Source organism: Stenotrophomonas sp. SORGH_AS_0321, from assembly GCF_031453215.1.
GTDB classification, from domain to species: Bacteria; Pseudomonadota; Gammaproteobacteria; order Xanthomonadales; family Xanthomonadaceae; genus Stenotrophomonas; species Stenotrophomonas chelatiphaga.
The window spans coordinates 2,741,545-2,762,971 of the sequence record NZ_JAVIZG010000001.1 but is presented as its reverse complement, the minus strand read 5'-3'; the positions used below and the strand labels follow the sequence as shown (position 1 = coordinate 2,762,971).

The following is a 21,427-nucleotide window of genomic DNA, read 5'->3' as shown; positions in this document are numbered from 1 at the left end:
CTGCAAAGGGAGGCGAACACCATGCAGGGCCAACCCGAACACAGCGGCGGTTGCCAGTGCGGCGCCGTCCGCTTCGAAGTCCGCGGTGAGCTGAAGGACAGCTCGATCTGCCACTGCCGGATGTGCCAGAAGGCCTTCGGTGCCTACTACGCGCCGCTGGTGTCCGTGCGCGGTGCACAGTTCAGCTGGACCCGTGGCCAACCCCGCCATTTCCAGTCCTCCAACCTGGTGCGACGCGGCTTCTGCAGCGAGTGCGGTACGCCGCTTACCTATGAAGCGCCGGACGGAATGGCCATCGCGGCCGGGGCCTTCGACCAGCCTGCGCGGTTGCCGCCGGTGCGCCAGTACGGAATGGAAGCGCGGCTGCCGTTCATCGATGCGCTGGGGGGCTTGCCGTCCTCGCGCACCGAGCAGGACGTGGAGGCGCTGGAGTTCCTGGCGGGGCTGGTATCCCACCAGCATCCGGACCACGACACCCCGCACTGGCCGCCGCAGAGTCGTTGAGCGGTGGCGGCGGGATCCGCTGACGGGGTCAGCTGACGGGGTCAGAGTCCTTTTCGGACGGAAAGGCGTCTGCCCCCATCCTGACCCCGCCCGGCAGATGCTCTACCATACCCACCCCCCTTACCGGTCACGCCGAGCATGAGCAGCAAGAGCAGCCAGTGGATTGTCGGCGTCAACGCCGTCGCTTCCTCCATCGAAAACGATGCCGAGAACGTCCGCGAGGTGCTGGTCGAGGCGGGCGCGAAGAACCCGCGGCTGACCGAGATTGAGGAAAACGCCCGCCGCAAGGGCATCGACGTGCGCAAGGTGAACAGCCAGGCGCTGGACGGTGTCGGCGGTTCGGTACGCCACCAGGGCGTTGCCGCGCGTTATGCCGCGGCGCGCACCTACAGCGAAAACGAGCTGGAGGCGCTGGTGGAAGCCGCCGAAGGCAAGGCGCTGCTGCTGGTGCTGGATGAAGTGCAGGATCCGCACAACCTCGGCGCCTGCCTGCGCAGCGCGGCTGCCGCCGGTGCCACGGCGGTGATCATCCCCAAGGACAAGTCGGCCACGGTGAATGCCACGGTGCGCAAGACCTCGGCCGGCGCCGCCGACCGCATCCCGGTGGTCGCGGTGACCAATCTGTCGCGCTGCCTGAAGGACCTGCAGAAGCAGGGTGTATGGATCTACGGCTTGGCCGGTGAAGCCACCGCGTCGCTGTACGACCTTGACCTGAAAGGCAACATCGCGCTGGTGCTGGGCGGTGAGGCCGACGGCCTGCGCCGGCTGACCCGCGAAAACTGCGATGGCCTGGTCAAGATTCCGATGCCGGGCGAGATTGAAAGCCTGAACGTGTCGGTCGCCACCGGCGTCAGCCTGTTCGAGGTCGTGCGCCAGCGCGGCTGAGCCGGTGCAACGGCGTGACGACCAACGGTCGTCACCCACCACGGCGAAAAGCCTGACGGCCAGCGGCCGTCACTACCGGCGGCAGTAGCGTAGCGCCGAAGGCAGCGGCAGGAGCCGCCGCCCTTGGTAGCGCCGAGCCACGCTCGGCGAGCGCAGCGGTGAGGCAGCAACGGCGTGACGACCGACGGTCGTCACCCACCACGGCGAAAAGCCTGACGGCCAGCGGCCGTCACTACCGGCGGCAGGAGGACGGCCAGCGGCCGTCGCTACTGCGCTGCGCTGCCGCCCAGTGCTTTGAACAACGTGACGTCATTGGCCAACTGGGTCTGCCGCACGCGCGCCAGCGACAGTTCGGCCTGGCGCCGGGTCTGCTGCGCCAGCAGCCAGTCACGCAGGTCGGTCGCACCAACCCGGTAGCGCACTTCTTCGGCCCGCTCCACCGCCACGGCCTCGTTGAACGAGGCCTGTGAGGCGGCCACCTGGATGGCCAGCTGGTCACGCGCGGACAGCGCGTTGTCCACTTCGGAAAGCGCGGTATACAGCGTCTTGCGGAACGTGGTGGCGGCGATCTGGTAGTCGGTACCGGCCACGTCCGTGTCCAGCTGCGCACGCTGCAGGTTGAGGAAGGGCAGCGCCAGCCCGGCGCCCAGCGTGGCCACCGGATTGCGCAGCACATCGCCCAGGCTCGGGCCGCTGGTAATGATGCCGCCGTTCAAGCTCAGCGTCGGGTAGTAACTGGTCGCGGTCACGTGGATCTGCTTGAGGCTGTTGCGCAGCCGCAGTTCGGCCGCGCGCAGGTCCGGCCGGCGCGCCAGCAGCTCGGCCGGCAGGCCCGCCTGCAGGGCCGGGCTGGTGGCGCCGGCCAGGCTCTGCGGTTCTTCCGCCTGCGGCCAGGGTTGGCCGTCCAGCAGCACGGTCAGCGCGTTGCGTGCCTCCACCCGCTGCTGTTCCAGCGCCGATTGCGCGGCGCGCTGCGCTTCCAGGCTCTGCCGCGCCTGGCGTACTTCCATGCCCGCTGCGGCACCGGCGTCCAGCCGTGCCTGCACCAGCTCAAGGGTTCGCTGCAGCCGCGCCAGGTCTTCAGCCCCGGCGGCGATGGACTGATTGAGGTAGGCCAGGTTCCAGTAGTAGTCCACCGCATCGCCGATGGCGATCAGCGCGGTGTTCTGCCGGTCCTCCTCCGTGGCCTGCGCCGACCACACCGCGATGTCACGCTGGGTGCGCAGCTTGCCCCACAGGTCCACTTCCCACTGCAGCGAAACACCGGTGGCGTAGTCGCCGGTGCGCTGCCAGTCCGCGCTGCGGTCGATCGGCCGCGCGGTGCTGGTGCTGATGCCGCTCAGGGAAGGATCCGGAAACAGCGCAGTGCGCGCCAGGCCAGCCTGCAGGCGGGCCCGTTGCACGTTCAGCCCGGCCACGGCCAGGTCGTTGTTGACCTCCAGCACGCGGCTGACCAGCCGGTCCAGCCCGGCATCGCCGAAACCGGTCCACCAGGCATCGGCGCGCACATCGGCACGGGGCTGGTCCAGCCCGCTTACCGGGGCCGCATCGGCCGTGCCTAGGGGGGTGCTGTGGGTGCCATAGCTGGCGGGAACCGCAGCGGCCCGCACCGGATAACGCCCCGCCGAAGCGCAGCCAGCCAGCGAGGCAAGCAGGGCAGTGGCCAACAGCAGGCGCGACGGCGCCGGATAAAAACAGGTCATGGGCAGTCTCATTCGCGGGCCAGCGCATCGACCGGATCCAGCTGCGCGGCACTGCGCGCGGGCAGGAAGCCGAAGGCCACGCCGATCAGGGTGGAACAGGCAAAGGCAGCAATGATGGAAGCGGTCGAGAACACCATCTGGAAATCGCTGGACAACCGTCCGAAGGCCCAGCCCAGGGCCAGCGCCAGGCTGACGCCGATCAGGCCGCCCAGCAGGCAGACCAGCACCGCTTCGATCAGGAACTGCTGGCGGATGTCGCTCTGGCGCGCGCCCACGGCCATGCGCACGCCGATCTCGCGGGTGCGCTCGGTCACCGATACCAACATGATGTTCATCACTCCGATGCCGCCGACCAGCAGCGCGATGGCGGCGATGGCGCCGATCAGCAGGGTCATCGTGCGGGTGGTCTGCTCGATGGTCTCGCGGATTTCCGCGCTGTTGCTCAGGAAGAAATCCTCGGTGCCGTGGCGCAGCGTCAGCACATTGGTGATTGCCGCCTGGGCGGCGTCCATCGGCGTATCGTCCTTCACCCGCACGGTGATGCTGGACACATGGTTCTGGCCCAGCATGCGTGACATCGCCGTGGTGTGCGGCACCCACACACTCAGGCTGGTGCTGCCACCGAAGCCGAAACTCTGCCGCTTGGCGACGCCGACCACGCGCGCCGGCACGTTGCCGAGCAGGATCACCTGGCCGATCGGATCGCTGTCCGGGAAGAACTGCGTTTTGGTGTTCTCGTCGATCACCGCGACCTGCGCCAGTGACTTCACTGCCTCGCTGTCGAAGAAGCTGCCGTTGACCAGGCTCACGCCCTTGACCCGGAAGAACTGCTCGCCGACCCCGCTTACCGATGCGGTGGCAGACAGGTTGCGGTAGCGCGCGGTCACCGACGTGGACACGCTCGGCGTGGCGCTGTCCACGTAGCTCTGGCCGGCCAGGGCATCGGCATCGCTGGCCTTCAGCGTCTGCACCCGTGCCGAGCGCATGTCACCGAAGCCACGCCCCGGATAGACATCGATGGTGTTGGTGCCCAGCGAGCTGATGTTCTGCAGGATCTGCTGCTGCGAGCCGTTGCCCAGTGCCACCACCGACACCACCGAGGCGATGCCGATGATGATGCCGAGCATGGTCAGGAAGGTGCGCAGGCGATGCGCGTTCATCGCCAGCAGGGCCATCCTGAACGCTTCGGTGAAGCGGTCGCGGGCGGCCCGCCAGCTGTTGCCCTTGCCGGCATCGATGCTCGGCGCGCGCTGCGCACGGTAGGCCGGCGCGTTCTGGTTGATGCGGTCGGCGATGATCTCGCCGTCGCGGATTTCGATGATGCGCTGGGCATGCTCGGCCACGCTCATGTCGTGGGTCACGATGATGATGGTGTGGCCTTCGGCATGCAGCTCGCCCAAGATGCCCATCACCTCTTCGCCGGAGCGCGTATCCAGCGCACCGGTGGGTTCATCGGCCAGGATCACCTCGCCGCCGTTCATCAGCGCGCGCGCGATGGATACGCGTTGCTGCTGGCCACCGGACAGCTGCCCCGGCTTGTGCTGCATGCGATCGCCCAGCCCCAGCCGCTGCAGCAGCTGCACGGCGCGTGCGCTGCGTTGTTCGCTCGGATTGCCGGCATAGATGGCCGGCACTTCCACGTTGCCGCGGGCATCCAGGTCGCCCAGCAGGTGATAGCGCTGGAAGATGAAGCCGAAATGCTCGCGACGCAGTTCCGCCAGTTCATCCGGGTCCATGCGGCCGGTCTCGCGGCCGGCCACCTGGTAGCTGCCGCGGGTAGGGCGGTCCAGGCAGCCCAGGATGTTCATCAGGGTTGATTTGCCGGAACCGGACTGGCCGACGATGGCGACCATCTCACCGGCATGGATGTCCAGGTTGACGTCGCGCAGCACGGCGATGGTGTCGTCGCCTGCCGGGAATTCGCGGCGCAGGTCGCGCAGCCGCAGCAGCACGGTGGGAGCGGCCGGCGTACTCATCGGCGCGGCCCGCCGCCGCCCATGCCCGGACCCATGCGCATGCCGGGGGCGCGGTTGGACGAGGCCGAGGCGCTGGCCGCGCCGCCTTCGCCGACCACCACGCGCTCGCCTTCGGCCAGCCCGGACAAGATCTCGGCATTGGCGCCGTTGTTGATGCCCACCGTGACCCGGCGCGGCTGCGGCTGGCCATCCTCGCCGATCACGCGCACCCGCTGCTGGCCATCACGGGTCTTGGGCCCCAGCGCGACCGACGGCACCGTCAGTGCGTTCTTCGCCTGCTTGAGCAGCACCGACACCTGGGCGGTCATGTCGATGCGCAGGGTGCCATCCGGGTTTTCCACGTCGAACAGCGCGTTGTAGTACACCGCCGTGCTGGAACTGGAGCTGGACGAGCTGCTGGAACTGGACGAGCTTTCGCTGGCGATCGACGCCGGCGCCGGATTCACCTGGCGCAGCGTGGCGTGGTACCTGCGATCCGGTTCGCCCAGCGTGGTGAAGTACACCGGCATGCCCGGCTTGATCTTGACCACGTCGGCTTCGGAGATCTCCGCATTGACCGTGACCAGGTCCAGCCGAGCCAGCATCACGATTGTCGGCGCGGTCTGGTTGGCGTTGACGGTGCGGCCTTCTTCGGTCACCACCGCCACCACCGTGCCATCCATCGGCGCGGTGATGCGGGTGTAGGCCAGGTCGGCACGCGCGGTGGCCACTTCGGTTTCGCTGCCCTTGATCTGCGCCTGGTTGGCCTGGATCTGCGCGCGGGCGGTCTTCAGCGCGGCTTCGGCGGCGTCGTACTCCTGCCGCGAGGTGGCTTCGGCGGCGAGCATCTGCTGCTGGCGGGCGAAGTCCAGTTCGGCCTGTCGCAGGCTGGCCTGCTGCACCGCCAACTGCGCGCGCTGCTGCTGCAGGGTGGCTTCGGCCTTGAGCACGGTGTTCTGCTGGGTGGTGGCGTCGATCTCGGCGATCAGGTCGCCTTCCTTCACCGTGTCGCCCAGCTGGACCTTCAACGAACGCACCTGGCCGGAGGCCTGCGCGCCGACGCTGACCAGCCGGTAGGCATCGATGACCCCGGTGGCGTCCACCGTCTGCTCCACGTCGGCGCGGGTTACCGGGGACGTGGCCAGGGCCGGCGCATCCGGCTTGCGCAGCAACCACCAGGCGCCACCCGCCAGCAGCACGATGACCAGCAGTGACAGCAACAGGCGACCGCGGCGGGTCCTGGGCAGCAGACGGAAATTCACGGTGGGGTGTACTCGGCAGGCCGTCCAGCGGCGTCGCGTTCATTGTGCGAACCGTTTGCCTGCAGGCTCAATCCTCAACGTGTGTCTGTGTGTAACATTGCGGCACCCTGTCTGTTTCACCCTGTATCGCGATTGCCGCTGGATACACTGCAACGCATTGGCCCGAGTGCGGTTCAGCTGCCGACAGGGGATGATGCCGTCATGGAGACCACTCAACCGATGCACCGCCTGCTTATTGTCGATGACGACAACGACATCCGCAGCCTGCTGGCCGAGCAGCTCGGTCGCGCCGGCTACCAGGTCAGCACCGCCGCCGATGGCGCGGGCATGCGTCAGGTGCTGGAACGCGAGCACGTCGACCTGATCGTGCTGGACCTGAACCTGCCGCGCGAAGATGGCCTGACCCTGTGCCGCGACCTGCGCGCCCGCTCGGCCACCCCGGTGATCATGCTGACCGCACGCGCCGAACCCATCGACCGCGTGCTCGGCCTGGAAATGGGCGCCGATGATTACCTGGCCAAGCCGTTCGAACCGCGCGAGCTGCTGGCGCGGATCCGCAACGTGCTGCGCAGGACCGAGGCGCTGCCGGCCAACCTGGAACCGCTGGCGATCCGCCGTGCGCGTTTCTCGCGCTGGATCTTCGACCTGGAGCATCGCCACCTGGTCGATCCGGATGGACGGGTGGTGGTGCTGTCCGGCGCCGAATTCCGCCTGCTGCGGGTGTTCGTCGGGCACGCCAACAAGGTGCTTTCGCGCGAACAGCTGGTGGCGCTCAGCACGGGGCGCAACTACGAATCGCAGGACCGCGCGATCGACCTGCAGGTCAGCCGGCTGCGCAACAAGCTGGCCGATGATGGCGGCCCGGATGGCCTGATCAAGACCGTGCGCAACGAAGGCTATGTGCTGGCCACGGCAGTGACGCTGGAATGAGCCGGCTGCGCCGCTTCCTGTCTTCGATGGTGGGACGCCTGTTCGTGATCCTGCTGCTGGGCATGAGCGTAGCGGCGATCGGCGCGACCCTGCTGGCCGGGACCAAGCGGCAGCAGGAATTCGAACGGCAGAACCTGACCCGCATCGCCGACCGCCTGCAGGGCTATGTGAACCTGCTCGATGGCAATCCGGAACTGCGCGAGCGGCTGCTGGCCGCCGGTGGGCCCAGCGTGCGCGTGCTGCAGCCGGGTGCGCGGCAGGGCAGGGCGGACAACGCGTTGATGGACGTGCTGGCGGCGCGTCCGGGGCCGGTGTCCGGCGCGTCGGTGCATTTCACCTCGTTCCGTTCGTGCCTGCCGCGGATGGAGGACCTGCTGCCGCCGCAGGACAAGGACAGGCACCGCAATCGACCGCCGCGCGAACGCGACCCGGCGTTCATCCCGCCGCGCTGCCGGGCCGTGCAGTTGACGCTGGCCGATGGCACTGCGCTGGCGCTGGCGCTGGAATCGCCTGCGGTGGCGCACAACGGCGTGCTGGCGGTGGATCCGCTGTTCCTGAGCCTGCTGGTGCTGGCCATTGCGGTGCTGGCGTATGCGGTCGCGCGGATGGCCAGTGCGCCGCTGCAGCGGTTGGCTGGTGCCGCGCAGGAGCTGGGCGTGGACCTGCACCGCGAGCCGATGCCGGTCACCGGCCCGCTGGAAGTCCAGCGCGCCGCCGAAGCCTTCAACGCCATGCAGCAGCAGCTGCAGCGGCACCTGGCCGAGCGCACCCACATGCTGGCGGCGATCACCCACGACCTGCAGACGCCGGTCACGCGCTTGCGCCTTCGGCTTGAGAACGTGGAAGACGAAGCCCTGCGCGAGCGCCTGGTCGCTGACCTGGCGGCGATGCAGGCACTGATCCGTGAAGGGCTGGAGCTGGCGCGCAGCGCCGAAAGTGCCGAGCAGCGCGCCCCGCTGGACCTCGATTCCCTGCTGGAGAGCCTGGTGGAAGATGCCGTGGAAGCGGGCGCCGACGCACGCTTCGACAGCGGCTGCGGCGCGGTGCTGATGCTGCGGCCGCTGGCCATGCGCCGTTTGTTCAGCAACCTGCTGGACAACGCGCTGATGTATGGATATTCGGCCAGCGTGCGCGCCGAACGGGATGGCAAGGGCATCCGGGTGCGCATCAGCGACCAGGGACCGGGGCTGGCCGAAGACGAGCTGCGCAGCGTGTTCGATCCCTTCGTGCGGTTGGAAACCTCGCGCTCGCGCGAAACCGGTGGGGCCGGGTTGGGGCTGACCATCGCCCGCGCGCTGGCCGGCAAGGACGGTGCCCGGGTGAGCCTGGAGAACCGCGAAGGCGGCGGGCTGGACGCGGTGGTGCATTGGCCGGCGCCGGTGATGGCCAGCCCGCGCGGCGCCGGTTGACGCATGCGGGCGCGGATTTGAATATCATGCGCGTATCTTCCCAGCTCCAACCCGATGAACCAGTTCGACCTCGCCCCTGCCCGCAAGGGTGCATGGCGCACAACCGTGCGCGTGCGCCGGGGCAGCCGTGTGCCAGGAGTTGACCGGCTGCGATGAGGCACCGGGGGCTTCCAGCCATCGCGTGGCGGCGTGATGGAGGCGGCGCCGGCTTCCGGCGCATGACGCTGGGCCTGCTGCTGGGGCTGCTGATGCTGCTGGCCTGCGCACCGGCGCAGGCGCAGGGCGGCGGTGCGCCGCCGCTGCGCGACTACGCCATCGATGTCTGGACCTCGCGCAACGGCCTGCCGCACAACTCCCTGCGCGATATCGCCCAGACCCCCGAAGGCCACCTGTGGTTCGCCACGTGGGAAGGGCTGGTGCGCTACAACGGGCTGGACTTCACCGTGTTCGACCGCAGCACGCGGCCCGGCCTGCGCGACAACGGGGTGGGCGCCCTGCTGGTGGATCGCCAGGGGGGGCTGTGGATCAGCGATTCGCGCGGCAACATCACCCGCCGTTCGGCCGATGGCCAGTGGGAGGTGTGGCAGCGCGAAGAACATACGCCGCAGGTGCTGATCCAGGCGATGCAGATGGACAGCCATGGCCGCCTGTGGCTGCTGTTCGAAGGCAAGGGCATCGGCTACCTGGGACCGGATGGACGCATGGTCTACCAGCCACCGCCGAAGGACCTGCCGTTCGCGCTCAACTTCACCAAGCTGGTGGTCGATGCGCAGGACCGGGTCTGGATCGGGACGCTCAACGGGCTGCTGCTGCGCGATACCGATGGCACGCTGAAGCGCGCGCCGGCCGCGTGGGGGCTCGGCAGCGGGCTGGTGTGGCCGTATCGCGCCCCTGATGGGGTGTTGTGGATCGTGGGCGGCGAGAGCCTGTACCGGTTGCAGGACGACACCCCGCAGCTGGTCCATCGCCTGCCCGGGCAGATCCACCTGACCGCCATGCTGCAGGACCGTCACGGCGACCTGTGGCTGGGAACGGAAAACCAAGGGTTGCTGCGCATCTCCCGGCATGGGCTGGAGCGCCTGCCGGCGGGGCTGAACCTGCCCGGCGGCCGCGTGGTGAGCCTGCGCGAGGATGCCGAAGGCAGCATCTGGGTCGGCGCCAATGGTGGCCTGTACCGGCTGCGGGAAACCCTGTTCGCCAGCTACACCGAGCGCGATGGCCTGAGCGGCGACTACGTGCGCACGGTACTGGAAGATTCACGCCGCACGCTGTGGGTCGGCAGTGCCAGTGGGCTGGACCGGCGCGTGGCCGATGGACGCTTCGCGCCGGTCATCCTGCACAACCGCGGCGGCAAGCCGCCGTCGGTGCTGAGCCTGGCCCAGGGCAGGGACCGTGACATCTGGGTGGGTACCTTCGGCGACGGGGTGATGCGGCTGGACGAAAACGGGCATCCCAAGCGCACCTACGACAGCGTCGACGGGGTGCCGATCGGCAACATCCGCGCGATCAGCGTCGACCGCCAGGGCGTGGTGTGGGCGGGTACCCAGAAAGGCGTGGTGCGGATCGACGAGACCGGAGCCAGCCTGCCGCGCGTCGACGGCATGCCATCCACCCTGATCACCGCGCTGGCCCATGATGCCGAGGGCAGCCTGTGGATCGGCACCATCGAGGGTATCCGCGTGCTGCGCGGCGACAGCGTGCAGCACATCGACCTGGCCGGACTGGGGGGCGGCCGCAGCGTGTTCGGCTTCCAGCAGATCGGCGATGCGATGTGGGTCAGCAGCGACCGCGGACTCTACCGCTACCAGGACGGGGTGCTGGCGCGCGTCGGACTGGAGCAGGGCATGCCGGTGGATACGGTGTTCCAGCTGGTGCCGGACAAGGTGGGCAACGTGTGGATCAGCAGCAACCGCGGCGTGCTGCGTACCGACATGGGCATGCTCAACGAAGTCGCCGACGGCCGCGCGCCGCGGGTCGAGGTGGAGCGTTACAACGAAATCGACGGCATGGCCAACTCGCAGGCCAACGGCAGTTCCGGGCCGGCGGCGCTGTTGCGCCAGGACGGAACCTACTGGGTAGTGACGGCCGGTGGATTGAGCACGGTCGATCCGCTGCGGCTGCAGCGTTTCCGCGAGCGGCTGGCGCCACCGGCGGCGATCGAGAACGTGCAGGTCGACGGCGCCCCCATCCACTGGGAAGGCAGCGAACGCAACCGCATCGAGGGTGGGCGACGGCTGGCGGTGAGCTTCGTCGGGCTGAGCTACCTGATGTCCGAACGGATCCGCTACCGCACCCGGCTGGACGGGCTGGACAGTGGCTGGGTGGAGCGCGGGCAGCAACGCAGCGTGGAGTTCATCGGCCTGCCGCCGGGCGATTACGTCCTGCATGTATCGGCGGCGCATCCAGGCGGCGCCTGGAGTGACAGTGAAGCGGTGTGGTCGTTCACCATCGAACCGTTCTGGTGGCAGCGGCACAGCGTGCAGGCGGTGGCGGCGCTGCTGCTGCTGGCCGCCCTGATCGCGCTGTACCGTTTCCTGATCAACCGCTACAAGACCTCCAACATCCGCCTGGCGCGCCTGGTGGACGAGGCCACGCGCGACCTGCAGGCGCAGACCGTGCACCTGCAGGCATTGAATTCAGAGAAGAGCGATCTGGTGGACCGGCTGGCACTGCAGTCGGAGGCATTCGAACGCCAGGCCCGCGAAGACGCGCTGACCGGCCTGCCGAACCGCCGCGCCTTCGATGAAACGATGGCGCGCGACTTCGCCCGTTCGCAGCGCAGTGGCCACCCGCTGTGCCTGGTGGTGCTGGACGTGGACCACTTCAAGAACGTCAACGACCGCTACTCGCACAGCGTGGGCGATGCAGTGCTGGTCGAGGTGGCGCAGGTGCTGGCATCGGCCTGCCGCGATTCGGACCTGCCCGCGCGCACCGGCGGCGAAGAGTTCGCGCTGCTGCTCAACGACACCCGGCTGGAGGAAGCGGCGCAGGTCTGCGCACGCCTGCACGGGCTGTTCCACGACCATCCGGACTGGGCCGGGATACCGGACCTGCGGGTCACCTTCAGCGCCGGCCTGGTCGAACTGGACCCGGCCGACCGCACGCCGAAGCTGCTGTATCAGCGCGCCGACCGCGCGCTGTACCGTGCCAAGAGCGACGGCCGCGATCGGACCAGCATCGGCTGATCTTCGGTCAGCCTATGCTGGTCCACGCATTCCACCTTATCCCCACGCCCGGTGGGTGACGACCGTTGGTCGTCACGCGTCCATCAAGGCTCAGCGCGGCCAGGCATTGGCAATGGTGCAGAACAACTTCGCGGTCTGCTCGGTGTCATATACCGCGCTGTGTGCCTCTTCGGCATCCCAGCCCAGCCCGGCGGCCGTCGCGGCGCGGGCCAGTACGGTCTGGCCGTAGGCGATGCCGGCCAGGGTCACCGTGTCGAACACGCTGAAGGGGTGGAACGGATTGCGCTTGTGGCCCACGCGTTCGACCGCCGCGTTGACGAAGCCGAGGTCGAAATGCGCGTTGTGGCCGACCAGGATCGCGCGCTGGCAGCCGTATTTCTTCATCGCCGCACGCACCGGGGTGAAGATGTGGTCCAGCGCGTGCTTTTCTTCCTTGGCCAGCCGGAACGGGTGGTCCAGGATGATGCCGGTGATCTCCAGCGACTTCGGGTCGATCTCCAGGCCTTCGGCCGGCACCACGTGTGCACTGGCCGTCTGGCCCGGGTACAGCAGTCCGTTCTCGTCCATTTCGATGGGAACCGCCGCGATTTCCAGCAGGGCATTGCGTCGGCAGTCGAAGCCACCGGTTTCCACGTCCACCACCACCGGCAGGAAGCCGCGGAAGCGCTGGGACATCGCACGATGCGTGGCAGGGGGCGGGGCAGGGGCGTCGACGGGCGAGGGCAGCGGGGTGTCAGTCATACCCGAATTCTAACAGAGGCGGCCGGTCGGCCCCGGCCCGCGGGGGGTACCGGCGCGCGGCCTGCGGCCAGCCAGCGAGGGCCTTCACCCCTACCCGCGGGCCTGGAACGAGGAAAGCCGAGCAGGGCCCGGCTTCCAGGCAACACCGTGCCACGGATCATTCCGCGGCGCTGGAGGTCTCGTCGCGCTTCTCGCGCGGCGGCAGCGGCTGCTCGCCATGCACCAGGAACCAGACGTTTTCGGCGATGTTGGTGGCGTGGTCGCCGACCCGCTCCAGGTTCTTGGCCATGAACAGCAGGTGGGTGCACGGGGTGATGTTGCGCGGGTCCTCCATCATGTAGGTCAGCAGCTCGCGGAACAGCGCGGTGTACTGCGCATCCAAGCGTGCGTCGTCCTCGCGCAGCGCCAGCGCCGCGTCCACGTCGTTGTCCCGGTAGGCTTCGATGGCCCGGCGCACCTGTACCGCGGCCAGCCGGCCCAGCGCACGCAGGCCCTGGATCTGCGGCAGCGGCGGCACCTTGCCCAGCGCGATGGAGCGCTTGGCCACGTTGGCGGCATAGTCGCCGATGCGTTCGATATCAGCCGGGATGCGCAGGCCGGCGAGGATCTCGCGCAGGTCGCGCGCCATCGGGCCACGCAGCGACAGGCGCATGACGTCGTGGCTGATCTGCTGTTCCAGCGCGTCGATGGCCTCGTCGTTGGCGATGATGCGGCGGGCGGCATTCTCGTCGCGCTTCTCGATCACGTCCATCGACGCCTCGAGCTGGGCCACGGCCATCTCGCCCATGCGCACGATTTCGGCCACCAGGCGCTGCTGCTCTTCGTCGTAACTCTTGACGATGTGGTCGTTGGGAAGGTTCATGTCTGTGCTCTCGGAAGGGGGCGTGCGGCGGATCAGCCGAAGCGGCCGGTGATGTAGTCTTCGGTCTGCTGCTTGCTGGGCTGCGAGAAGATCACCTCGGTCCGGTCATGCTCGATCAGGTCGCCTAGGTACATGAAGGCGGTGTAGTCCGAAACACGCGCGGCCTGCTGCATGTTGTGGGTCACGATGACGATGGTGTAGTCGTGCTTGAGCTCTTCCACCAGCTGTTCGATGCGGCTGGTGGAGATCGGATCCAGCGCGGAGGTCGGTTCGTCCAGCAGCAGCACGTCCGGGCGCAGGGCGACCGCGCGTGCGATGCACAGGCGCTGCTGCTGGCCACCGGACAGGCCCAAGGCGCTCTGGCCCAGCTTGTCCTTCACTTCGTCCCACAGCGCGCCCTGGCGCAGCGCATGTTCGACGCGGTCGTTCATGTCCGCCTTGGACAGTTTTTCGTGGTGGCGGATGCCGTAGGCCACGTTCTCGAAGATGGTCATCGGGAACGGAACCGGCTTCTGGAACACCATGCCGACCTTGCTGCGCAGGCGGTTCATCGGGTACTTCGGCGACAGGATGTTCTCACCGTCCAGCAGCACTTCGCCGCGCGCTTCCAGCTTCGGGTAGAGCGCGTAGATGCGGTTGAAGATGCGCAGCAGGGTCGACTTGCCGCAGCCGGACGGACCGATCAGCGCGGTGACGCGCTTTTCCGGCACTTCGATGTCGATGCCCTTCAGGGCATGGAACTTGTCGTAGTAGAAGTCCAGTCCACGCGCGGCCAGCTTGACCGGCGCCGGGGTGGCAAGCGATTCATGCGAGGCCGGGACCACGATGCGCTGCATCGGCACGGCGTTGGAAAGATCGTTCATGGCAGTGTCCGCGGAAAGGTCAGTCATGGGAGATACGGTTGCGCAGCAGGATGCCGCGTGCGCTCAGGCTGATAAGGAGCACGAAGACGGTCAGCACCAGCGCGCCGGCCCAGGCCAGCACCTGCCAGGATTCGTACGGGCTGCCGGCGAACTGGTTCATCACCACCGGCACCGAGGCCATCGGCTGGAACACGTTGCTGCTCCAGTACTGGTTGCCGAAGGCGGTGAACAGCAGCGGGGCGGTCTCGCCGGAAATGCGTGCCAGCGCCAGCAGGATGCCGGTGACGATGCCGGCCGACGCGCTGCGATACAGCACCTGCACGGTGACCTTCCACTGCGGGATGCCCAGCGACAGCGCCGCTTCGCGCATCTGCGAAGGCACCAGGCGCAGCATCTCGTCGGTGGTGCGTACCACCACCGGCAGCACGATGAAGGCCAGCGCCAGCGCACCGGCGAAGGCGGAGAAGCTGCCGCCGGTCTGCATCACGAACAGCGTATAGACGAACAGGCCGAGCACGATCGACGGGGCCGACAGCAGGATGTCGTTGACGAAGCGGACCACGGTGCCGGCCTTGCGGAAGTTGCCGTACTCGGCCAGCCAGGTGCCGGCCAGCACGCCCAGCGGGGTGCCGATGCCGATCGCCATGGCGCACATCACCGCGCTGCCGTAGAAGGCATTGGCCAGGCCACCTTCCTGCATCGGCGGCGGGGTCATCTGGGTGAACAGCGCCCAGTTGATGCCCGGGATACCCTTGGAAAACAGCGTCCACAGGATCCAGCCGAGGAAGAACAGGCCGAACAGCGCGGTGACGACGGACAGCAGGATCGCGATGACGTTGCCGATGCGACGGCGCAGGTACAGCGATTCAGTGGCAGTGGACATCAGTTGCCCTCCTTGCGGGACAGGCGCATCAACATCAGGCGGGCGATGGCGAGCACCACGAAGGTGACGATGAACAGTACGAAGCCGAGCAGCAGCAGCGCCGAACGGTAGGTTTCGGTGGCTTCGCCGAAGTCATTGGCGATCAGCGCGGCGATGGTGGTACCCGGCTCCAGCAGCGACGGCGACAGGCGCACGCTGTTGCCGATCACGAAGGCCACGGCCATGGTCTCGCCCAAGGCGCGCCCCAGGCCGAGGAAGATGCCGCCGATCACCGCCGAACGGGTGTAGGGCAGCACGATGTCCCAGCTGACTTCCCACTTGGTCGAACCCAGCGCATACGCCGATTCCTTCAGGCGGGTCGGCACGGTCAGGAACACTTCGCGCATCACCGAAGAGATGAACGGAATGACCATGATGGCCAGCACGAAACCGGCGGTGAGCATGCCGATGCCCAGCGGCGGACCCTGGAACATCGGACCGATGATCGGCCATTCGCCCAGGGTTTCGTTGAGGAAGGGGGTCACATGCTCGGTCATCACCGGCACCAGCACGAACAGGCCCCACATGCCGTAGATGATGGAAGGAATGCCGGCCAGCAGTTCGATGGCGGTGCCGACCGGGCCACGCAGCCAGCGCGGGGCAACTTCGGTCAGGAAGAAGGCGATGCCGAAGCTCACCGGTACGGCGATCACCATCGCGATCAGCGCGGTGACCAGGGTGCCGTAGATCGGCGCCAGCGCACCGAATTTATTCTCCACCGGATTCCATTCGGAGGAGTAGAAGAAGCTCAGGCCCTGCGCTTCCAGGGCGTGGCGACCGCCCCACAGCATCGACAGCGCGGCGCAGGCCAGCGCGGCCAGGACGAAGATGACGGTGCCGACCAGTACCCAGCGGAACAGGCGGTCGTTGCGGGCATCACGCGTGTCACGCGTGGAAGGTACGGCGGCAGGCTGTGCGATGGCATTCATGGGATGGGCGGCGCGGCCAGTTGGGGGCGGGGTGATGCGGTACGCAGAAGGACGGTGCCCGCGCGGGGCGGGCACCGTGCCGGCATCACTTCAGTTCGGTGCCCCAGTAGGCTTCGATCTGGGTGACCAGTTCGGCCGGCAGCGGCACGTAGTGCAGCTCGTTGGCCTGGGTCTGGCCGTTTTCGAAGGCCCACTTGAAGAACGCCAGCGCGTCCTGGTTGCGCTTGGCATCCTTGGGCTGCTTCTGCATCAGCATGAAGTTGGTGGCGGTGATCGGCCAGGCCTGCTCACCCGGTGCATTGGTGATGACCAGGTTGAAGTCCTTGGCACTGGCCCAGTCGGCGCTGGCGGCCGCGGCGGCGAAGGTTTCAGCGCTCGGCTGCACCCAGGTGCCGGCCGCGTTCTGCATGGAGGTGTACGGCATGCTGTTCTGCAGGGCGTAGGCCAGTTCGACGTAGCCGATGGAACCCTTGATCTGCTTCACGTACGAAGCCACGCCTTCGTTGCCCTTGCCACCCACGCCGTCCGGCCACTGTACGGAGGTGCCTTCGCCGACCTTGCCCTTCCAGTCCGCGCTGACCTTGGACAGATAGTTGGTGAAGTTGAAGGTGGTGCCCGAACCGTCGGAGCGGTGGACCAGGGTGATCTTGCCTTCCGGCAGGGTCACGCCCGGGTTGGCGGCGATGATCGCCGGGTCGTTCCAGGTCTTGATCTTGCCCAGGAAGATGTCCGCCAGCAGGGTGCCACTCAGGCGCAGCTTGCCCGGCTCCAGGCCTTCGATGTTGACCACCGGCACCACGCCGCCGATGGCCGACGGGAACTGCGCCAGGCCGGACTGGGCCAGCTCTTCGCTGCTCAGCGGCTTGTCCGACGAACCGAAATCAACGGTGCCGGCCTTGATCTGGGCGATGCCGCCGCCGGAGCCGATCGACTGGTAGTTGATCTTGGCGCCGCTGGCGGCGTTGTAATCGGCCGACCACTTGGACACCAGCGGGAAGATGAAGGAAGCGCCGGCGCCGGAGACTTCGGCACTGACCTTGTCACCGGCGGCCGGGGCCGCAGCGGTGGAGCCGTCAGCCGGCTGCTGGGCGGTCGGTGCTTCGTTGCCGCCGCAGGCCGACAGGCCGAGGGCAATGGCCAGGGAAAGGGTGGCCAGGCCGGCCTTCTGCAGTTTCATGCGTCACTCCATAGCGGTAGGTTGCCGGTCTGTCCGGCGGTTGCGGCTATGAAATGATGTTTTTGTTACAACCTGATGACGCAGGTGACAGCTTCCCCGCAGCGCCCCTGTTGACGGGCCTTTCACGACCCCGCGCCGTCCAGCCAAGCCACCTGCGCCACCCGAACTGCGCGGCTTCTGCTCTCGCCTTCACGCCCACGCGCCCGCAGTCTGTCCCAAGCGGTGCCGGGTCGGGTAGTGCAGGACGCTGAGCCGCATGGATGCGGCGACGCAGCCTTCAAGGATTTACTTGCGGCGTGTCCTGCACTACCCCACCCGGCACCGCGTGCATGCAGGAAGACCGGGCGCAAAAAAAAAACGCGCAACCCTGGAAGGTCGCGCGCCCCGGAAAGGGCCGGCGGAGGGAGAGAGTCCCCGCCGGCCCCATGCCTTGATGGATCAGTACTTCAGGTTCTGCGTCCAATACGTTTCGATCTGCTGCACCAGGCTGTCCGGCAGCGGCACGTAGTCCAGCTGCTTGGCCTGGTTGTCACCGCTCTTGTAGATCCAGCGGAAGAAGTCCTGGGTTGCCTTGGCGTTGGCCACGTTGCGCGGCTGCTTGCGCACCAGGATGAAGTTGGTGGCAGTGATCGGCCAGGCCTGGGCGCCCGGTGCGTTGGTCATCACCAGGTAGAAGTCCTTGGCGTTGGCCCAATCGGCGCTGGCGGCCGCAGCGGCGAAGGTGGTGTCCGACGGCTGCACGACATTGCCGGCGGCGTTCTTCATCGATGCATAGGACATGCGGTTCTGCAGGGCGTAGGACAGTTCGACGTAGCCGATGCCGCCCTTGATCTGCTTGACGTAGGCGGCGACGCCTTCGTTGCCCTTGCCGCCGATGCCGGCCGGCCACTGGACCGAGGTGCCTTCACCGACCTTGGTCTTCCACTCCGGGCTGACCTTGGACAGGTAGTTGACGAAGTTGAAGGTGGTGCCCGAACCATCCGAACGGTGGACGATGGTGACCTTCGCGGCCGGCAGGGTCAGGCCCGGGTTCAGCGCGGCGATGGCCGGGTCGTTCCAGGTCTTGATCTTGCCCAGGAAGATGTTGGCCAGGGTGGCGCCATCCAGCTTCAGCGCGCCCGGGGCGATGCCGGCCACGTTGATCACCGGCACCACGCCGCCGATCACCGAAGGGAACTGGGCCAGGCCTGCAGCCGCCAGTTCTTCCGGCTTCAGCGGGGCATCGGAAGAACCAAAGTCGACCGTGGCGGCCTTGATCTGCGCGATGCCACCGCCGGAACCGATGGACTGGTAATTGACCTTCTTGCCGGTGGCGACGGTGTAATCGGCCGACCACTTGGACATCACGGGGAAGATGAAGGACGCGCCGGCGCCGGTCACATCAGCGGCGTTGGCGGCGAAGACGGACGACGCGGCCAGGATGGCGACGGCGGCGCGCGACTTGAAGGCGTGGATCACGGGGATGGCTCCTGGGTGGTGGACGGGTGAGTACCCGTCGTGTCGCTGCACATTCCATAACGATTGCGTGACACCAACGCGACTGTCACATGACGCCTCCATGACAGCGCGAAAAAACTTCCGCGGCCAATCAGCCCGCAAACGCAGAAGGGCACGGCGCAATGCCGTGCCCTCCACGATCAGCTGATTGCAACTACGCGCTTACCAGAAGAACTGCAGGCGCGCTTCCAGGATGTTTGGATCGTCGTTGACGAAGCCACGCGCGCTGGAGCTGTACTTCTCGCTGTCCACCATCACGTAGTTCAGCGCGAACTTGGTGTTGGAGCGCCAGTAGTAGTTCACGCCCACGGTCCAGATATCCATCTTGCCGCCCAGCACGCCGTCCACGATCGGCGGACGACCGGCGACCGGGTTGGCGCTCAGATTGCCGTCGTTGAGGTCCATGTGGTCGTAACGTGCGCCAAGCTGCCACATGCCGCTGCCCGGGTTGTCCGGCAGGCCGGTGCCCGGCACGCCGCCCTTGTAGCCCCAGGTCTCGCCGGTGATGTTCCACAGGCCGCTGACATAGAAGCCATCGCTGGTGTAGTTGTCGTTGGCCATGCGCTTGGCCTTGCTGCTGTAGTACTCACCCTGCGCCTTGAACGGTCCGCCGATGTACATCGCTTCCACGCCCAGCGTGGTGACGCGATCGGTGTCGACCATGTTGCCGCTGTCGACCAGGCGCACGGTGGCCAGGTCGGCGTTCGGACGGGCACGCACGCGCAGGGTATCTGCGTCGGTGTCGTAGGCCACGTAGCTCAGGCCGAAATGCAGCACCTGGCCCTTTTCGTTGATCGGGGCGAAGGTGCCGCGCGCGCCGTAGCCGCTGCCGTGGGCCAGGTTGCGGGTCAGTTCGCGGCCGAAGGCGCTGGCAGTGACCGACCAGTTGTCCTGGCCGTAGCCCCAGGCGCCGCCGAGGCGACGCGCCACCGCGTAGGTGTTGGTGACGGCGGCCTTGGAGATGAAGTCGTTGTTCTTGGTGCTGGACAGCTCTTCCAGGCTGTTGGGCTGCTTGTACTGGCCCAGCTGCAGGTAGTGGTTGCTGTTGCCGCCCAGCTTGTACTTGATGTTGGTGTCGAGGAACTTGTCAGCCTTGGCGTCGTAGCCGACCACCCATTCCACGTTGCCCGGGCCCTTGCCCTTGAGCACCAGTTCGGCGCGGCGCAGCTCGAACTCGCTGTCCTTGCCGTTGGCTGCATCGCCGCCGTTGAGGTCGGCTACATCGTTGTCGAACCAGTTGCCATCGGCCTGGATCAGGCCTTCGAAGGTGATCTCCGAACCGCCGATCACATCGATGGCCACTTCAGCGTGGGCGGCCGGGACGAACAGCGCAGCCGCAACGGCCGCAGTGAGAAGTTGGCGATGCAGTTTCATGGAGAAAGTAGCCTTGCAGGCAGGTGGGAAGATGCGCGCAGGCTAGATCGTGAAGATTGCGTAAATATGACAGTTCGCGAACGGCCGTCGGCCGCGAGGGGCCTTGCCCACCAACAAGGTGCCTATCAGGCCCGACCCATATGACGGCAGGATTGCGTCCCGATGGCAGCGCGTGTGCCCGCGTCAGGCGGCCAGCGTCTTGTCCTTGAAGCGGCACAGATCGCGGATCACGCACTGCGGACAATCCGGTTTGCGCGCCTTGCACACATAGCGCCCGTGCAGGATCAACCAGTGGTGCGCATCGAGCAGGAACTCCGCTGGAATCGCCTTCATCAGCCCGTCCTCGACCGCGCGCACGTCCTTGCCCGGTGCCAGCCCGGTTCGGTTGGAAACGCGGAAAATATGCGTATCCACCGCCATGGTCGGCTGCCCGAAGGCGGTGTTGAGCACCACGTTGGCGGTCTTGCGGCCCACGCCGGGCAGGGCTTCCAGCGCGGCGCGGTCCTGCGGCACCACGCTGCCGTGCTGCTCGACCAGCAGGCGGCAGGCGGCGATCACATTCTTCGCCTTGGCGTTGAACAGGCCGATAGTGGAGATGTAGCGCTTCAGTCCTTCCTCGCCCAGGTCCAGGATCGCCTGCGGCGTGTTGGCCACCGGAAACAGCTTGCGCGTGGCCTTGTTGACGCCCACGTCGGTGGCCTGCGCGGACAGTGCCACGGCCACCAGCAGCTCGAACGGCGAGCTGTATTCCAGTTCCGTCTTCGGGTGCGGATTGAGTTCGCGCAGCCGGGTGAACATTTCCACCACGTCGGCGCGCGGCATCTTCGCCGTACGCCGCGCGGGTGCGCGTGCGGTCTTGCTGACGGTAGCCATCAGTTTCCTTTCGGTGCGGCGGCGCGCGCCTTCGCGCGGGCCAGGATCGCCGCGGCGGCAGAGGGCAGGGCGGGCTTCTGGTCGGGTGCCGGCGGCGGTGCACGGCGCGCGTCGCGCTCGGCATCGCGGCGCGCCAAGCGTACCGCGCGTGCCCGGTAGCGCTCACGTGCCGCCCAGGCCTGGCGCAGCTGGTGCTGGGCCTGCAGCAAGCGCTGCGCAAGATCCGGATGCCCGGGCACCCGGCTGCCATCGGCATCACCGGGCGCGTACTCCATCAGGCCAGCCTGCACGGCGCCATCCAGGTCGTCGGCCAGAACCCGCTGCAACAACAGCGCAGGGTCGATCACGCGGGCCAT

18 protein-coding genes are annotated in these 21,427 nt (G+C 67.4%); 5 read left to right on the top strand and 13 right to left on the bottom strand.

From position 1 onward, the window contains the following. Window positions 1–21: 21 nt before the first annotated feature. Complete coding sequence (locus QE373_RS12455) at window positions 22–504, top strand: GFA family protein (protein WP_309686994.1); 483 nt, start codon at window positions 22–24, stop codon at window positions 502–504. A 138-nt stretch (window positions 505–642) separates the two neighbouring features. Further along, window positions 643–1,389, top strand: coding sequence for a 23S rRNA (guanosine(2251)-2'-O)-methyltransferase RlmB (gene rlmB, locus QE373_RS12450; RefSeq protein ID WP_057507885.1), 747 nt, complete (start codon window positions 643–645; stop codon window positions 1,387–1,389). Between the two features lie 266 nt (window positions 1,390–1,655). Here the strand turns inward: rlmB and QE373_RS12445 are convergent, their stop codons facing one another. The 3 genes from QE373_RS12445 to QE373_RS12435 are packed head-to-tail and all read right to left on the bottom strand — an operon-like array spanning window position 1,656 to window position 6,309. After that, window positions 1,656–3,104 carry an efflux transporter outer membrane subunit gene (locus tag QE373_RS12445; RefSeq protein WP_309686991.1) on the bottom strand — a complete coding sequence of 483 codons (1,449 nt, stop codon included), beginning with the start codon at window positions 3,102–3,104 and terminating at the stop codon, window positions 1,656–1,658. Next, complete coding sequence (locus tag QE373_RS12440) at window positions 3,101–5,068, bottom strand: MacB family efflux pump subunit (protein ID WP_309686989.1); 1,968 nt, start codon at window positions 5,066–5,068, stop codon at window positions 3,101–3,103. Before QE373_RS12440 ends, QE373_RS12445 begins: the two co-directional genes overlap by 4 nt. Further along, window positions 5,065–6,309, bottom strand: coding sequence for an efflux RND transporter periplasmic adaptor subunit (locus QE373_RS12435; protein ID WP_309686986.1), 1,245 nt, complete (start codon window positions 6,307–6,309; stop codon window positions 5,065–5,067). The genes QE373_RS12440 and QE373_RS12435 overlap by 4 nt, the downstream gene beginning before the upstream one ends. A 201-nt stretch (window positions 6,310–6,510) precedes the next feature. On the opposite strand from QE373_RS12435, the gene QE373_RS12430 reads away from it, so the two are divergent. The 3 genes from QE373_RS12430 to QE373_RS12420 all read left to right on the top strand — a co-directional run bounded on the left by QE373_RS12430 (window position 6,511) and on the right by QE373_RS12420 (window position 11,833). Then, on the top strand, window positions 6,511–7,239 hold the full coding sequence (locus QE373_RS12430; RefSeq protein WP_057507889.1) for a response regulator: 729 nt from the start codon (window positions 6,511–6,513) through the stop codon (window positions 7,237–7,239). Continuing rightward, a complete protein-coding gene (locus QE373_RS12425) occupies window positions 7,236–8,648 on the top strand; it encodes an ATP-binding protein (protein ID WP_309686984.1) in 1,413 nt (470 codons plus the stop codon). The genes QE373_RS12430 and QE373_RS12425 overlap by 4 nt, the downstream gene beginning before the upstream one ends. A 248-nt stretch (window positions 8,649–8,896) precedes the next feature. Next, on the top strand, window positions 8,897–11,833 hold the full coding sequence (locus QE373_RS12420; protein WP_309689780.1) for a two-component regulator propeller domain-containing protein: 2,937 nt from the start codon (window positions 8,897–8,899) through the stop codon (window positions 11,831–11,833). Between the two features lie 90 nt (window positions 11,834–11,923). On the opposite strand, the gene rnt is transcribed toward QE373_RS12420, so the two are convergent. The 10 genes from rnt to QE373_RS12370 form a co-directional block, all read right to left on the bottom strand. Then, a complete protein-coding gene (gene rnt, locus QE373_RS12415) occupies window positions 11,924–12,508 on the bottom strand; it encodes a ribonuclease T (RefSeq protein WP_309689777.1) in 585 nt (194 codons plus the stop codon). A gap of 223 nt (window positions 12,509–12,731) precedes the next feature. Continuing rightward, the gene (gene phoU / locus QE373_RS12410) at window positions 12,732–13,436 is read right to left on the bottom strand and encodes a phosphate signaling complex protein PhoU (protein WP_123699442.1); all 705 of its coding nucleotides are present in this window, start codon (window positions 13,434–13,436) and stop codon (window positions 12,732–12,734) included. Between the two features lie 32 nt (window positions 13,437–13,468). Beyond that, complete coding sequence (gene pstB / locus QE373_RS12405; protein ID WP_101100120.1) at window positions 13,469–14,299, bottom strand: phosphate ABC transporter ATP-binding protein PstB; 831 nt, start codon at window positions 14,297–14,299, stop codon at window positions 13,469–13,471. A 19-nt stretch (window positions 14,300–14,318) separates the two neighbouring features. Beyond that, complete coding sequence (gene pstA, locus QE373_RS12400; RefSeq protein WP_057507732.1) at window positions 14,319–15,182, bottom strand: phosphate ABC transporter permease PstA; 864 nt, start codon at window positions 15,180–15,182, stop codon at window positions 14,319–14,321. Further along, window positions 15,182–16,150, bottom strand: coding sequence for a phosphate ABC transporter permease subunit PstC (gene pstC / locus QE373_RS12395; RefSeq protein WP_123699440.1), 969 nt, complete (start codon window positions 16,148–16,150; stop codon window positions 15,182–15,184). Before pstC ends, pstA begins: the two co-directional genes overlap by 1 nt. Before the next feature lie 85 nt (window positions 16,151–16,235). Continuing rightward, entirely contained in the window at window positions 16,236–17,327 is a 1,092-nt protein-coding gene (pstS, locus tag QE373_RS12390) for a phosphate ABC transporter substrate-binding protein PstS (RefSeq protein WP_057507734.1), read from the bottom strand. A gap of 438 nt (window positions 17,328–17,765) precedes the next feature. Next, window positions 17,766–18,785, bottom strand: a complete 1,020-nt coding sequence (pstS, locus tag QE373_RS12385) for a phosphate ABC transporter substrate-binding protein PstS (protein WP_042614357.1) — start codon at window positions 18,783–18,785, stop codon at window positions 17,766–17,768. A 201-nt stretch (window positions 18,786–18,986) separates the two neighbouring features. Further along, entirely contained in the window at window positions 18,987–20,198 is a 1,212-nt protein-coding gene (locus QE373_RS12380) for an OprO/OprP family phosphate-selective porin (RefSeq protein ID WP_309686975.1), read from the bottom strand. A 183-nt stretch (window positions 20,199–20,381) separates the two neighbouring features. Further along, window positions 20,382–21,071 carry an endonuclease III gene (gene nth, locus QE373_RS12375; RefSeq protein ID WP_309686974.1) on the bottom strand — a complete coding sequence of 230 codons (690 nt, stop codon included), beginning with the start codon at window positions 21,069–21,071 and terminating at the stop codon, window positions 20,382–20,384. Further along, entirely contained in the window at window positions 21,071–21,427 is a 357-nt protein-coding gene (locus QE373_RS12370; protein WP_309686972.1) for a hypothetical protein, read from the bottom strand. The genes nth and QE373_RS12370 overlap by 1 nt, the downstream gene beginning before the upstream one ends.